This is a genomic window from Clostridium sp. DL-VIII (assembly GCF_000230835.1).
In the GTDB taxonomy this organism is placed as follows: Bacteria; Bacillota; Clostridia; order Clostridiales; family Clostridiaceae; genus Clostridium.
The window spans coordinates 589,157-604,486 of the sequence record NZ_CM001240.1 but is presented as its reverse complement, the minus strand read 5'-3'; the positions used below and the strand labels follow the sequence as shown (position 1 = coordinate 604,486).

The 15,330-nt window shown below is 26.1% G+C and carries 14 protein-coding genes; all 14 read right to left on the bottom strand.

Features of this window, described 5'->3' with window-relative positions; all coding sequences use genetic code 11:
• Positions 1-8 precede the first annotated feature (8 nt).
• A complete protein-coding gene (locus tag CDLVIII_RS29635; protein ID WP_242835943.1) occupies positions 9-209 on the bottom strand; it encodes a transposase zinc-binding domain-containing protein in 201 nt (66 codons plus the stop codon).
• 75 nt (positions 210-284) lie between these two features.
• Positions 285-596 carry a tyrosine-type recombinase/integrase gene (locus tag CDLVIII_RS02885; protein WP_050816223.1) on the bottom strand — a complete coding sequence of 104 codons (312 nt, stop codon included), beginning with the start codon at positions 594-596 and terminating at the stop codon, positions 285-287.
• 344 nt (positions 597-940) lie between these two features.
• Positions 941-1,324 (bottom strand): transposase, encoded by a 384-nt coding sequence (locus tag CDLVIII_RS30535; RefSeq protein WP_144005357.1) that lies wholly within the window; start codon positions 1,322-1,324, stop codon positions 941-943.
• Between the two features lie 267 nt (positions 1,325-1,591).
• A complete protein-coding gene (locus tag CDLVIII_RS30530; protein ID WP_144005356.1) occupies positions 1,592-1,963 on the bottom strand; it encodes a transposase in 372 nt (123 codons plus the stop codon).
• 335 nt (positions 1,964-2,298) lie between these two features.
• Positions 2,299-4,338: a TniQ family protein gene (locus tag CDLVIII_RS02875; protein ID WP_009167957.1), complete on the bottom strand. Its 2,040-nt coding sequence runs from the start codon at positions 4,336-4,338 to the stop codon at positions 2,299-2,301.
• Positions 4,339-4,399: 61 nt separating this feature from the next.
• A complete protein-coding gene (locus tag CDLVIII_RS02870) occupies positions 4,400-6,178 on the bottom strand; it encodes a TniQ family protein (RefSeq protein ID WP_009167956.1) in 1,779 nt (592 codons plus the stop codon).
• A gap of 21 nt (positions 6,179-6,199) precedes the next feature.
• Positions 6,200-7,120, bottom strand: coding sequence for a TniB family NTP-binding protein (locus CDLVIII_RS02865; protein WP_009167955.1), 921 nt, complete (start codon positions 7,118-7,120; stop codon positions 6,200-6,202).
• Positions 7,121-9,145, bottom strand: a complete 2,025-nt coding sequence (locus tag CDLVIII_RS02860) for a Mu transposase C-terminal domain-containing protein (RefSeq protein ID WP_009167954.1) — start codon at positions 9,143-9,145, stop codon at positions 7,121-7,123.
• A gap of 28 nt (positions 9,146-9,173) precedes the next feature.
• Positions 9,174-9,935, bottom strand: coding sequence for a heteromeric transposase endonuclease subunit TnsA (locus tag CDLVIII_RS02855; protein WP_009167953.1), 762 nt, complete (start codon positions 9,933-9,935; stop codon positions 9,174-9,176).
• Between the two features lie 55 nt (positions 9,936-9,990).
• The gene (locus CDLVIII_RS02850; protein ID WP_186005538.1) at positions 9,991-10,569 is read right to left on the bottom strand and encodes a ribonuclease H family protein; all 579 of its coding nucleotides are present in this window, start codon (positions 10,567-10,569) and stop codon (positions 9,991-9,993) included.
• A 581-nt stretch (positions 10,570-11,150) separates the two neighbouring features.
• On the bottom strand, positions 11,151-11,519 hold the full coding sequence (locus CDLVIII_RS02845; protein ID WP_009167951.1) for a hypothetical protein: 369 nt from the start codon (positions 11,517-11,519) through the stop codon (positions 11,151-11,153).
• A 291-nt stretch (positions 11,520-11,810) separates the two neighbouring features.
• A complete protein-coding gene (locus tag CDLVIII_RS31010) occupies positions 11,811-13,598 on the bottom strand; it encodes a hypothetical protein (RefSeq protein WP_009167950.1) in 1,788 nt (595 codons plus the stop codon).
• Positions 13,591-14,022: a hypothetical protein gene (locus tag CDLVIII_RS02835; RefSeq protein ID WP_009167949.1), complete on the bottom strand. Its 432-nt coding sequence runs from the start codon at positions 14,020-14,022 to the stop codon at positions 13,591-13,593. The genes CDLVIII_RS31010 and CDLVIII_RS02835 overlap by 8 nt, the downstream gene beginning before the upstream one ends.
• Positions 14,023-15,177 (bottom strand): hypothetical protein, encoded by a 1,155-nt coding sequence (locus CDLVIII_RS29150; protein ID WP_009167948.1) that lies wholly within the window; start codon positions 15,175-15,177, stop codon positions 14,023-14,025.
• Positions 15,178-15,330 lie beyond the last annotated feature (153 nt).

Sequence of the window (15,330 nt, the reverse complement as noted above, 5' to 3'; positions counted from 1 at the left end):
GTTATTTGCTACACAAAATGAGTTGGCAATAATGCCTTATTCCTCGCATAAATCCACATCTTTTTTGCATAAGCCTGACACTTTGGATAATGTCTATTTCTACATGAGTTATATGAAATTCTGGTTTGACCACATTCATCACGCTCATATACACGGCCGCCAAGCACAGCCGTTCGACAATCCTTAATTGAATATAGTACCTTTAAAATATTTAACGGTAAACTTTTTGATCTAATATAGGCATCACCATGTAAAACTATAATATCTTGAAGTGAATTTATAATTTACCCAAATGTGTCTAATGGACTCTTTATAGTGAATCGTTCTTTGTCTCGTTTGCCATTTCTTATTCTAATTTTCATCTCTTTACTCATATTATCAGATATTCTGATATTAACAACTTCGCTAACACGTAAGCCGCCAGAATATATAGTCATAAGTATTGCTTTATGTTTTAAATAACTTGTAGATTCAAATAATCTATTTACTTCTTCTTTTGTTAAATAAGAAGGCAGATGTCTATCATACCTAAGTCTTGGTATTCTTAAATCATTCCAAGACCGTTCTAATGTTACAGCATAAAAAAATTCCAACATACTATTTATAGTATTTACGGTTCCTCTTCATAATTTTTTTGTTTTTATGCAATACTCTAAATAATTAATGATTTCACGCTCACCTAATAATTCAGGTGGCTTGTTATAAAATCTAGAAAAGCTTTCAACTACATTCACACGATTTTTAATTGTGTCTTTACTGCAACCATGCAATCTAGATCATTAATCATTTTCTTGATTTTGGGGTGCATTTTATCACTCCTTTAAAAGGCGTGTAAAATATGAGAAGCGAAGTTCCTCGAGAAAGAACCCCACTTCTTATTCTTTCCATATAAGCTTTAATTTAGTCACCAAACCTAGCCGTCACTTTTAGCGATTTAGTTCTAGTACCCACTTGCGAATTTTCTATTATTATGACAAATATAGAAATCTGATTCAGCATCATATTTTATATTTTTGCGTTTACTTATATCATTTTTAAAACTTCTTTTTTTCCACTTTTCATAAGTTTGTGGCTTTATATAAGGAATTTGTTTATTTGATTCTAGATACATATAATTTTCTTCACTTTCATAACCAGAATCTGCAATTACATTAAGATATTTGCGACTAATTTTTTCTTCCATATTGTTAAGCATAGGTATTAATGTTGCTATATCATTTCTATCATCAAATATTCCGACACCTGTCATATATTCACTATCAACTACACTTTGAACATTATATGCAGATTTTAATTGACCATTTCTCATATAATCAACTTTCATATGTATGAAAGTTGCATCTGGATCAGTTTTAGAGTAACTATTTCTTTTTGAACAGTAAATTTTTTTAACTCTTCAAGATAGTGATTTGTAAGAAAACAAGAATATTATCAAACATCTTCTCCTCATTTTTTAAAATAACTTTTTTCCAAACAAAGGTATAGTGATTGGCATTCGCCTTGATTTTAGTACCATCATTAAATACATTTTTAAATAATATTTCATTTTGCATGGCTAAATAATTCACTTTTTGATAAAATAAATCTTCAATTACCTCATTTGAAAGATAGTCTTTACGAAATCTACTAATTGTAGCATGGTCGGGTTATTATAACCTTGAAGTAACCACCTGAAATTCATATCTCTTTTTAATAATTTTTCCATTTTACTGCTTGAATAAATATTTTGAGAATAAGCATAAGATATTATTTTAAACATAATTTTAGGTTGCACTGCCGGTTCTCTTCCAACGGAAGAGCACTCCTTATACAACTTTCTGTAATCTAATTCCTCCAATATGTGGCTTAGCAAATGGACCGAATCATCTTCTGGTATTAAGTTTTCTAAATTTAATGGTAATATACGTTGAAAATTATCATTAAATTCATTATAATTTTTAATGTATAATTTATTTATTAGCATAATTTAATTATACAATCAATGTGAGTTCCTTAGAATTCACATTTTTATCTTTATAGGAAAAATGGGCTGCTACAAAACTAACTTTGTTAGTTTTGTAGCAGCCCATTATATAATTCTACTATTTTTTCATACTATACTCTACATATAAGTATAGTATCACCACTCATATTATTTTTAATTAAACTTTTTTCAAATGATCAAATTTTGTTCTAAATCTACAATTTGTGAATTATAATTACAGTTGTCACTAAAACTGTTGTAAAAAAATAAGAATTGTAATATTCATTTGACACAAAATATACTATCTCTTGTCACAAATCGTTTTCATTATAATATTAGTTGTCACTTTTCGTATTAATATTACGCTTCAAAAGTTCTTTAGTAAAAGTATTCAATTCAGGGCATCTAGAAATAAATTTATATTCTTTCCCTAATTTTAAAGATATACTTCTAATTGTTTCTAACTCACCATTTTCTATACTTTTTAAATAAATCTTTTCTATTTCCACTTTATAACGTTCTATTTCTTGTTCTCTAACTTTTAAATTATGTATTTTTACCTTTCTTACTACATATTTTTCTAAATCCGGATAATTTGTTGTTAGCTGATATCGATTTATTTTTGTTTTAGCAAATAAATCTTTTAGAAGTACGTTTTCAAACTTAAACTTATCTAAATAATTAGCTACTTTTTTAATTATGTAAAGATTATATTCTATTCTTTTCTTATTCGCTTGGAATCTCATTGATGTTTCGAAAATATCACCCAACTTATGTCTAAGCAACATTTCTCGTGAAATTTGAAAATATTTATTAGTATTTTTATAGCATATATCTATGTCTCTTTTCAAAAAATAATATATAGCTATCAGCAACACTTTCTTCCAGTTCCTTTTTTGGGGTCTAAATTGACTTCTTCTTAGTCCCTCATATTTTTCTTTATTGATCAGGAAATTTTGTATCTCAGGTAACCAATAATAGTAATGGAATTGAAAATAACTCCACCCAAAAATTTTCTTAGCCTTTTTATCCGTTAAACATTTTTTGTCAAATAAGACATTAAATCTATCTTTTATATCTATTGGTATAATCATATAACTATTAGTTTCTACATTACTATTTACTAAATTATTTAAAAGTAAATACGCTAAAATTTTTGTATACAAATATGCACTTATTCCTAAAGTATCAACAATCTCTCCTTGAATTTTGCCTTTCAAAATCATTTCTTTAATTTTAGGTATATTATTAAAGAACGTTTTATTAAATGGTTCACACATATTCTTTCGGAAGTTATACCCAAATCGCATATTACATTCAGTACAAACAAATTTTTTCACAAACTCATTACTTTTTGAATTACATTTTCCTAGTATTTCAATTTTATCGTTTTTACCAAAGAAATCACACCACGGTGATAAACACATTAATTCCATAGCCTTCTTCCTTTGTTCAACTAAAGATTGAATATATGATATAGGAACTTCAATATTAGGTAAAGACTTTAGCAAGATATTTTTATCATTTGCTATTCGTTTCACACCATTTAAAGTGACCTTCTCTCCAATTTCATTATTATTTATAAATTTGACAATATTACAAATTGTTTTTTCATGAAATTGTTTTATATTTTCTATTTGAAATGTATTCTCTTGATTTTGTGCAATATATAACATTGTTATTGCCAGAGATTGATTAAAATTATAATGTGGAATTATCTTTACTAGTTTGTTTTTATATTTAAGTAAAAACTTCCAATTATTATATGCTAATATTTGTTCATTTAATTTATTAATATTTAAATCATCTCTATTTACTTTTTCCCACAACAAAGAATGACAATTACTGCATATGTAATTTCCTAAATATGATGAAAAGTATCTTTGCTTAGAATTACAGACACCACAATAACTAACCAATTTTATATTATGTATGTCACAAATCTTTATATCCTTAATTTGCCACATTAATTTATAAATGCCATTCTCTTTTAAGCATAGAGGACAGAATCTCCTTACATCTTTAACTAACTCCTTTCCAATATGTTCTTTGCCTAAAGCCAACTTTACATTTAACACATCAAATACATTCTTAAAAGTAGCATTTTCAATTTCTTCTTTTGATTTATTAAATATAGAACATATATTGTTTTCTTTTAATATCTCAAATGGAAAAACATCAATACCCTTGGCTATTTGAGAGTAAGCTACATTTATTATATTATCTTTAAATTTATAGTGTATGTTACAATTATAAATAATATATTTAAAAAATTCCTTGCAATCAACACCCATTGCCCTTGCAGATCTTATAATATATCCACTAAATGATTCCCCTTCAACAATACTTAGTCTTATTGGTAACCTTATATCCATAAACTTCCTCCGTTCAAATGAAATGGTTTCTCCAACTATGCATCAGCAAAAAATGTTATTCCTACATCAATTTGTTATGTCTACTAATCTCACTAGTTATATATGCTGTAATTTCAGGATACTTTCTCCACAATACATTTCTTTGTATTCCTATATATTTATATAAATCTTTTGTTCTAATAACATTATCTTTATTGTCTCCAATAAATAGTCTTATTTTTTCTTTTACAACTATTCTATCTCTTTGTAGATAATTATCCTTTTGCTTAATTTTGTAATCAGCAATTAACTTATTGCATTTCCAATACCTAATTGTTTCAGGATAAATATTTAATTTACTACAAACTTTATTTAAGGTAATTGGTATATCACCTTTTAATAATTCTTCTAATATATTAATAACCTTTTGTCTTTTATTTTCTGTATTAACTATTTTATTACGTACAACCTTTTTCATATTAAGTTCTAGCATTACTTCTTTATGAAATCTATATAATAAAAATTCTCTATAACCTCTCCAGCATTTTAATTTTTTTATTTTATTTAAATTACTTCCCATTTCTATCTCTTTAATAAATAAATTTATCATTTTTTCTTCTAGAACAATTGTCTTTTCATCTTTCAAATACATGCCTCTAGTATTAAAATATGCTAAAACTCTCTTTATCTTATCCTCTGTCATGCTATTTATATACGCAAGATTTTCTAATGATATGTTGTTATTCCATGTATTATTTAAGCGATTAAATCCATCAATAAAAGATGTTCTTTCAACTAAATATCCATTTTCATCATACGCATATTCACAACCACACTCTGGACAGTACATATAATATAATAAAGCACTGTTATTTACTAATTTTCTATAAGTCGTATTAGTTTTAACTAATCCTCCGCTAACTTTATAATTTTTGCACCATGGTGCCATACAACTAGTTCTCTCTAATTTATTTTGTTTTTTCTCTTTAACTGAAGCTACAAATTCTTTAGGTACTTGCAAATTCAAAAAATCGTCAATGCTAATTTTATTTTCAAATAATATATTAATAATATTTGATATATGTAATGTTTTTTTATTTATAGTTGTTCCTCTTGCATATTGTAAAATCATTTGTAAAAAATATTTTTCTTTGTTTAAATTATTAAGTAAATCTTTATCAAAAATACTTCTTTTCTTATTTAAAATGTATAAAATTTTATAGGCTATTTCCTGTGATTTTATTTTGTTATAGTTACTATACATCAACTTATTCCAACTCTCATACAAATAAGTTTCATATAAGGAATAGTTAACATTTTCTGTATCCTTTTCGATATCTCCAGAAAGTTTTCCTCCACAATTACTACATATTCCCAAACAAGCTATTTCCTCATACCTAATCTTATGATTACAATGTGGGCATTTATTTAGAAGTTTACATTTATGTTTAGCACAATTTGTTATCCCTTCAATTTTCCACATTAATCTATAGTACATCTTTTCTTCTAGACATTTAGGACAATAATAGAAATCCTTTCGTATAACTCCTGAAATAAATCTGGCTCTTTCAACTTCACTGCTATCTCCAAACTTTTCAATAATATTATAAAAAGTATTAGTCAATAAAAAATCTATTCTAAATCCTAATAGCTTTTCAAGTGAATCATAATTTATATGCTTAAACGGAACTTTATCAATAACACTTAATTCACTTAATTGTATATAGTCGTCATTTTTTTCTTTTATACTATTTAATAAGCGTAATAAATCTACCCCATTATTTTTCGAAAGCCTTACCAAGTAACTAGTAAGCAGTTCATCTTTGAATGGTTTAAATCTAACAGTCAATTTGTCTTCCATCTTCAAAATAATCCTCCTGTATTACTTTAAGTAAATAGCTCTTTCGAACTCTTCCATATTAATATCACCTACAATGTTCTTGTAAGCTGCATATATAAAATCAATACTAAGTTTTGCTTTTGAAATATCATCAAAATCTTCATTAAATACCCCTAATAACCTATATGCTTCTTGAATAGTTCTAGTAATTATGGAAACAACACCTTTACTCATCGCAAAAAAAACTTGTGGTAAATTAGTTTCCATATCTCCTAGTCCGATTTCTTCTATTGGATTAATTTGTTTTTCTATATTATTTAAAAACGTGCAAAACTCATCGTTTAATTCATTAAATCTTTCTAATTCTATTTTAGGGAACCTCCTAAAATATTGAAAATTCAGTTTTCTTAGCTCGTCTACTTGAGGTGTTCCCACACATACAAGAGAGGTACTTGCTACATTTCCAATATGTTTTATAGCCTCCATTGCTTCTTGTGGCTTAATATATCTACTACTTAATATATAATCCATCTCATCAAAAATTAACATTTCAACTTGCTGCTTTTCAAGCAAAGTAAATGCGTGTCTCTTGGCATCACCTATGGACGGTCTATACATAATTATAGGTGCACCAAGTGCTTTGATTATGGATTGATATAATTCCAAAAGAGTGAATGGATCAGGAAGTTCTAAATAAACCACTGGTTTAATATCATATTCTATCCCATCTTCTATTTTTACAAATCCTTTATTCATTTCAGCATATCTTTTTATCATTCTAGTCTTTCCAACACCAGATTGACCAATTATAAATAAATTGGATTGACTTTCATTTCTATTATTAAATGTTCCCAAACATCTCATCGATGACAATACATCATATATTCTTTGTATTCTCGGATACTTTATATAAATATTAGCTACTCTTTCTGCAAATTTTTGTGATTCCAATAAATTAGCCATCTATTTTCGATTCCTTCTCTCTTCAAATTTTTTTGCTTGCGAAATTATATCTTCAAGTTTCATATTATTTTCCTTCGTATTTGTTTGAGCATCACTAACATCTATTTTTACGTCAAAATTTGTTCTTTGTGATTGCTTTCTTATACTTCTATTTACTTTATATTTTTCAGAAATAATTTGTTTTAACTTAGCTTTAGCTTTTATAACAACATCTGTTGAAATTAGCTCATTTCTCTTTGTAATTCCTTCCTCTTTAATAAGTTCAAGCATCTTTTTATACGTATACCTATTAACATTAGCCAATGATTCATATGATGGTATTGCCGCTCGTAGTTCTATATATTTGTTTAACTTTGGGTTTAATATATATATCTTAGAAATATCATCATCATCATATTTAATTCTATACTTCCTATCCCGTCCTCCTATGAATTGTGAAAATTCCGGAGACTTATAAATTACGTTTCCTAATCTTACACCATCTCTCGTATATGGTTTCATATCAGTAGCCATTAATTCTACTTTATAAAATTCTTCATCACTTTTACTAATAAATTCCGGATATCCTGCTTTTTTAATCCCTTCAATATATCTGACTAACGGTATATTTTCATATACAGGGAGTCCTTTATGTTCAGAACAATGATAAACATCTGTTATATAAATTGTTAAGAGTTCCTTAATATCATCCAATGTCAATGCTGCCATTTTTTCAGGTTCATATTCTCCAAGTTTTATAAAATTGCTTTTTCTTGTTCCCTCAAGTCTGTGTATAAATTCTTCATTTATAGTACCAAAGTATCGTTCAATTACTCCTCCATATCGAGGAGTTCTTACTGGTCTATATTTCACATGAGATTTTAGAGTATCATTTATCATTCTTTTTACCTCAGCACTTTTAAAATCAGGACCATTATCTAAAAATATAGTATTAGGTATACCAAATACGTCCCATTTATTTTGTGTATCATATTTATTATCTTTGATAAAAATTCCATTCTCTAGTGCCTTTCTTACTCTATTTGCTGAAGGGGGTTCAAATGATATATACATACACCAAATACATCTACTATATACATCAATCCCTAATGTTATCCATGGTCTTCCATTTACATATCCTGTTTTACTATCCATTACATCCATATTAAGTTCAGTATGATCAATCTCTATAACATGTAACGGATACATAGAATCTTCATTAGAAAATCCTCTTTCAATATCATCATATATCGCTGCGGCTTCTTTAGAATTTCTAAGTCTTGATTTTACTTGTGGATTAACTCTATCCAGTAATTTATATATAGTAATCATTTTAGGTGGAGGAATGTTTTTCATAAGGCATTTTACGCATATAGAATCGTATATTTCATTTTTCCCTGCCTGCCTTGTTGTAAGATATTCTTTTGAAATTACGTCCTGTATAATAGGAATATAAATATTATCTATTCTGACATTAATACTATCCAAAATAATGTTTGGATTTCTAGGATTATATATATTTAGAGTTTTATTATCCTTTCTACTTAAATATCCACTTCCGCTTTTGGGTACTAATCCTTCTACACCACTTTTTTCTTTTATATTTTCAGCTTTTCTATATGCAGATAAATATCTCTTTATTGTTCTTACTGAAATATTTTCTTTCTTAGCCACTCTATTAATAAGTTCTTCCTGATTTAATTCAGTTAATTCTTCATTTTCATATGTCAGTTCACTATAGTATTCTTTAAATTCATAATTCGCTCTGATATCACCTTCTTTTATAGCCTTGAAAATAATTAAAGGTCTAATTATTTTCATCTTTTTATATGCTATGTCCTTCTTATGAACTGATAATAAATTGAATGATATATCTTCATTACCATCAGAAATTGGTTTTATATATTGTGGAGAATTCTCATCATTTATTAATGCATTTGAAACTAGTTCTGAAAATTCTATCATTATTGAAACTCCATCTGAATCTATCCTTCTAATAAAAACATTAGGAGGTTCTATTGATACTACTACATATCTTTTTCCCATATATATAATTTCTGAATTAATTTTTAGTTTATTTATTCTCAGTACTGGTCACTTCCTTTAGATAACTAAAATAGTCTATTTCTCTATGAAGAGTTATATTACTGAATTCTGATATTGGCATCTCAATATTTGTAAAAATACTTCCATTGGCTATTAAATGATATATTGTAGGAAGCAAACTCAATGTATTTATTTCATCTGAGAAACTGTTTAGTAATTCATTTATGTTTGTATTTCTCATATACTCTAATCTCGCCATTACATTAGGAATTAAATCATTATACTCCTTCCTTCGCTTTAAAAATCCAACAAGAAATCTAATATTTCTTATTAATTCAGTTGGTAATAATTTAGGATAAATAACATTATAATTCCACTCATTCTTTTCAGCATATTTATTACATCTTTTATTTATAATCTCAATTTTATCTGTAATCTTACTTTTAGGATCTTTAACTTGATATAATACTGGCTTCATGTTATCTCGAAAAACCAATACATCAGGAACATGAATCCATCTTTTCTCGATGCCATCTTTATCAGTATATTTCATCTCAATTTCCATTGGTTGAACATAATACCTAAGAGTTCCTTTATCCAATTCTAAAATCGAATATAGTATAAATTCATTTATAGATTCGTATTCTATGCTTTTATTCATTTTATTGCTATAGAAAGTTCCTATTATGTGTGGTAATGCATTACTAGATTTATTATTTACTTTTCTTTTAGGTTTAAATATAGAGTCATATCTTTCCCATGAACCAAACGACTCTCCATTATCTGACACAATCAATTCATCCCTTTCTATATAAAATTATTAATGTAATTTCCATTTTCCTCTATTAGTCTATAGCTTCAAATTTCTCATCTATAGTTAACTTATTTAGCCTATTTATAGTTTTTATTAAATCTTTTATTATTAAATCTCTTTTTTGAAGTTCAAATTTAAATTTTTTAATAATATTCTGTCGTTCAATAAATTGGTTTTTATTGTCTTGTAAATCAACGTTATTATAAAATATACCTAAATACGCACTGCTCACCAAAGTATGTGCAGCATTCTTAGTGCTTTTGATCCATTCTACCGATATATTGCTACTATTACTCACTAAATTTAGTATTTCAGTTATCTTTGGATATTTATCTTGAATACTTCGAGTAACGTGTTCATTCTTTATCATATCAACTAATGTTCTTTGATCTGAGTAAATGATAATCTTATCATTTAACTCCATTTTACTAACTATCATTAGTGCATCAAATAACGCCAATTCTTCCGCAGTATGGCTGTAACCTGCCTCCAACTTTTTAGAATACCTTATTCCGGTAGTTCCATATACGTCAATTACCCCTATATACATAATATTGTCCTTCACTCCGCCATCCACATATATTTGTACTATATTAATCCCTCCTTTCAATTTATCTAGTTAATAAATCTGTTTCTAAATTCTTGTATTTCTCCTTTCTGTCGTCATTTTAGACATAAAATCAAATTTTATTCATAAAACTGCTTGTCCCATAAAAAAAATTTCACTGCCCTTTAAGAGTAATGAAATTTTTTTTATGTTTAAAATCAAATATTTACTTGTATTTTATAATTAAATTATTAACCTGTTTCTTATAAAATATACATTATTTTTGTGTATATTTTTATTAAATTTATACACATTCTTTTTTTTAAAATTTTTTAATAATTCTATAACATAACTTATTAGTTTTGTGAATTTAAAATTAAAAATGTTTACTTTCATCAATCCAATTTAAATTTAAATGTTTCATCTTGTTTGTTAAAATGCCAATAATATTTATACTCCAAATTTATATCTAAAAACACTACTACTGATTTCATAATAATAAGTTTATTATTATTATCTTTATATTGTATTAATCCATCACAAGCAATCCATTTATTAAAAAATAGGATGAAATAAGATGATTGTTAAAAATACTAATTAAAATTATCTCAATTCCATCTTATTCTTATAATTTCATGATATTTTTAAAAACCACCACAATCTTCAAAATAATCATCTTGTAAAAAATAAATTCTTTGCAGTTTTTCTACATAATAATATCGATCGCTATTAATTACCTTAACCATTCTATTAAGATATTCTTTAAATTTTTCTACTCTTACTTTACTTTTACAATTGTTACAGTAATCATATCCCCCACTTAGATCATCTTTTAAATTAGTTTCTGCCATATTCCTGTACATTTCTAAGTAATATTTTATTTCTTCATACTGCTCTTCACAATAATCTTGATACAGTATATTTGCATCACTCATTCCTAACATCACCAAATGTTGCATCTGTTCAATTATACTAGTTTTACAACCATTGCATGTGCCGCACTTTTGTTCCATACAAACCAACTCCTTTATTTTTACATAGTATAACTTGAAATTTTAAAATTTTGTGTTAACTGATAAATGAATTGGACTTTGTTATAATAAACTGTTTAACATGTTATGTGTATAAATTTAGTAACTTTATACACACTCTTTTTCTATAAAAAGTAGAATCACAAATTATTCTTATACAACTTTATCATCTTTACCTTACTTAAAATAGAAAAAAGAATACCAAAAGCTTATTGCGCTAGGCATTCCTTTTTCTTATATTAATCTATTATTATAAGAAATATATATCCTTTCTCATTTATTATTATCATCTTTAATTTCATAATAGAAAGGATTGAAACCACTTTTACTTTCAGAAATCAAGTTATCTACTGTGGCATTAGTTACTAATAAATCATCATTATTTTCATCATCAAACATAAATATTTGAATATTTTCTCTATCTATTCTTTCATAAAATTTCTCTAAAACTGTTCCTATTGCTTTTCTATTAATCAAGTCAAATGGTTTAGAAATATGATCAATAACCAAAATAGGTACAATAGGATATTTATTTTCTTTAATTAATAATTCCAAAAAACTTAAATACCCTGATAACTGAATAAGTGTATGCCTTGCCATACTCCCTGTATAGTACTTTTCTGAAGACTTTTTACCACCTTCGATTACAATTTCTGCTTCATTTCTTTCATCTTCATTAACTGTTATCATAGGTTGAAGAATATTTCCCTTTTTAATATATTGTATCTTGAATCCTTCAATATCAATATCATGCTTAACTAATTCTGAAACTTCATATGCTGATTTATATAGATTAGTAATACTCTCTGAAATCATTTCTATCTTTTCAACATCATCTGCATTTTGCAATATTTTTATTTCTTCTTTAATTGCTCTTATTCTTTTTCTTTTCTCTTTAAGTTCATCCTCATTATAGCTTATGTTTTCACTTAAATAATCTTCTACAATAGATATTGCTTTAATTTTTTCATCTATATTAAATCTTTTAAATCTATAATTATTATTAAAAATTTCTTTCTTTAAATTTTCCCTTTGTTTTCTCATTTCTTGAACTGCAGTATCATTAATTATATAGTTATTAAAAGAAATGCTACTCTCTAAATCTTGAACTAAATTAGTTACAGGTTCTATTAGATACTGTAACTCATTAGTATTTTGCAAAATTAAATTTAATCTCTCTAAAAGTATTTTTCTATTTTCTCCTTCTATGTTCATTCTTTTAGAGTCTAAGATTCTATTTTCATATATTTTAATCTGCTCATCTAAATTATTGAATATAGCTTCTAACTCTGCAATAGTTTTAGTACTATTCTTATTTATTTTACTCTCCATTGACTTTATGCTTTCAATTTGTTCCTTGATTTCATCAGAATTTCTACCGTTGTATGGTAGAAGTATATTTAATTTATGTAAGTTTAAATTAACTTTATTGCATATAAAATCAAATCTACTTGCAGTTCTTTCAATTGATTTCACTTCATTTTCTAGAACCTCAAGTTCTTTTTTTAGTTTAAATATCAGTGATAAATTTTTATTAAATATAAAATTCAATATAGGATTAAGCTTTACAGAATATCTTATATCACTACATTTATCTAAAAAATCATTTAAAACCCCTTGTCTCTTTTCCCCTAAAAAATTAAACATTGTAAATGATCTATATGTTAGGTTTTCATCTGTAAATTCCCTAATATCCTTTAGAAATAATTCTTCTTTAGTAAAAATAGAATTTAATTTATCTTTATATTCCCTACTTCCTATAGACTCTCCTTGTTCTTCATCTTTATAGTATAAATAATTCGTTTCTGCATCTAAAGTTCTAGTTAGAACATAGCTAATATTATCATAAAAAATTTCCATCGTAGCTTCTTTTAGAGTATCCTTATACCAGTATTGCTTGTTTACTTTTTCTGATGAACCCAACATATAATCGATAAATTTATAGAATTCTGTTTTTCCAGAACTATTCTTTCCCTTAAAATAATTAATTCCATATTCAAATTTATATGTAAATTCTTCATTGTGATTACTTTTCATAATTAGCTTATCAATTTTAAACATTGTGGATTACCTCCTTCAGAAACTGTCTATCTGTCATTTTTCCACTTACATTAATAGATTTTGCAATAAAATTATTTTCCATATAAATAGTTGTATTATTTTTTGAATTATAATTTAGTATATCATCTTCAATTAACAAATCCCCATTTTGTATTAATAAATGAATAGCTTTAAATATATATTCAATACTATTACAGTAATCCTCAAATCCACCAGATAACTTTGAAATACATTTTAATAGAATATCTTTAGAATTATTTGCACTGTAAATTTCTTTCTCATTAAATTTATTTTTCTTTATTAGGTAAGAAAAAACAAGTGTTTTGTTAATACTAAGTTGCTTATGCTTCTGTAAAATTCCTAATATTATATCGCAGTAACCACTTAACATGATCGCTTCTGCTAATACTTTATTTTTAGGCATTTATATATCCTCCTTCCAAGATATTTGTTTCTCATCATCAATATCATCTCGTGTTAAATGAATTGCTACACCATACTTAACTTGTTCATTTGGTGTATATGAGTTTGAACTTTTCTTTATATCATTAAGCCTGTTAAGAGGAGTGTCCCTATTTTCTTGTTGTAGTACTGATTTTAGGAAATCGTAATTCTCATAGGTTGTGTTCTCCATATCCTCTATTCTCGGTATCTTATTATTCTCCATATAAGAACACTTTAAAAATTCATAATATAATTTATACATAAGATGTTGTTCTACGCTTTGTCTTGATAGATTACATGAATTTAGTTGAATACATTCTCTTGAATTAACAATCTTTAAGTCTTCCCAATCAATTGCATTGTTACTTTTGAACATTGAATAACTTAAAATAACCTGATTTTCTTCTATGTTTTTACAAATCTCCTCAATTTGTTGCATGAACTCACTATAGGTACAAATAAAAGGTTGTCCTTTGTTTACAGCTTGCATAATCTTCATAGTTACATATCTCATTAATTCTTGTATTCTCATATAATATATAGTTTCTGATACCGATGGAGCTGATCTGTGAAAGATACGTTCATATCTATTTAAAATTTGATCATCTATTTCATCTACAACCTTAAATTCATATTTATCTTGAATTCGTTTATAAAAAACTTCAAATTCTTTAAAATCATCATTAAATATATTCTTTACCATTGTAATTAATGCATTTGCATTTTTATCTGATGATTTTATTTTTTTAAATAATTTCTTAGAATCTCTATTAAAAATAATATCTTGATTATCATAAGCTTTGTCAGTAAATAGTAAATATTTGCTGATATTATCATGTGTTTTTTCAACAAGCAACCAATTATATAGTATTTTTTCAGCACTTGCATTTGTTATACTTGTCCTTTTTACTTGTATTGCCACATTTGTCTCTTTTTCTTTAATTATGCATTTATAGCTGTCACTCTTAGTATCTATTTCATCTTTCTGAACCGTTTTTATGTTTACATCCTCTAGTGTTTCAAATTCTATTTGTTCATTTTGTTGAAGTTTCGACAGATAATATATAAATACTTTTATTTGGTATGCAAACCCACCTAAACTTTTTATACCACTTTCTCCAGTAGAATATTCCATATCGTTACTCCTATCTGCTTTATTTTTCCTTAAATCTTATCACAATCTATTATTTTCCATTACATACAGTATAATATATATGATTACAAAATAAAATCAAATTTCAACATTATTATTACTTCTTCTACCACTAAAAATGTATCACTTTATATA

Coding starts and splice junctions, on each gene's coding strand:
- CDLVIII_RS02845 (WP_009167951.1), bottom strand. CDS start 11,519: ATGGAACAAAAGTGCGGCACATGCAATGGTTGTAAAACTAGTATAATT.
- CDLVIII_RS30530 (WP_144005356.1), bottom strand. CDS start 1,963: ATGCTAATAAATAAATTATACATTAAAAATTATAATGAATTTAATGAT.
- CDLVIII_RS30535 (WP_144005357.1), bottom strand. CDS start 1,324: ATGAAAGTTGATTATATGAGAAATGGTCAATTAAAATCTGCATATAAT.
- CDLVIII_RS02865 (WP_009167955.1), bottom strand. CDS start 7,120: ATGGCTAATTTATTGGAATCACAAAAATTTGCAGAAAGAGTAGCTAAT.
- CDLVIII_RS31010 (WP_009167950.1), bottom strand. CDS start 13,598: ATGTTTAAAATTGATAAGCTAATTATGAAAAGTAATCACAATGAAGAA.
- CDLVIII_RS02870 (WP_009167956.1), bottom strand. CDS start 6,178: ATGGAAGACAAATTGACTGTTAGATTTAAACCATTCAAAGATGAACTG.
- CDLVIII_RS29150 (WP_009167948.1), bottom strand. CDS start 15,177: ATGGAATATTCTACTGGAGAAAGTGGTATAAAAAGTTTAGGTGGGTTT.
- CDLVIII_RS02860 (WP_009167954.1), bottom strand. CDS start 9,145: ATGGGAAAAAGATATGTAGTAGTATCAATAGAACCTCCTAATGTTTTT.
- CDLVIII_RS02875 (WP_009167957.1), bottom strand. CDS start 4,338: ATGGATATAAGGTTACCAATAAGACTAAGTATTGTTGAAGGGGAATCA.
- CDLVIII_RS02885 (WP_050816223.1), bottom strand. CDS start 596: ATGTTGGAATTTTTTTATGCTGTAACATTAGAACGGTCTTGGAATGAT.
- CDLVIII_RS02835 (WP_009167949.1), bottom strand. CDS start 14,022: ATGCCTAAAAATAAAGTATTAGCAGAAGCGATCATGTTAAGTGGTTAC.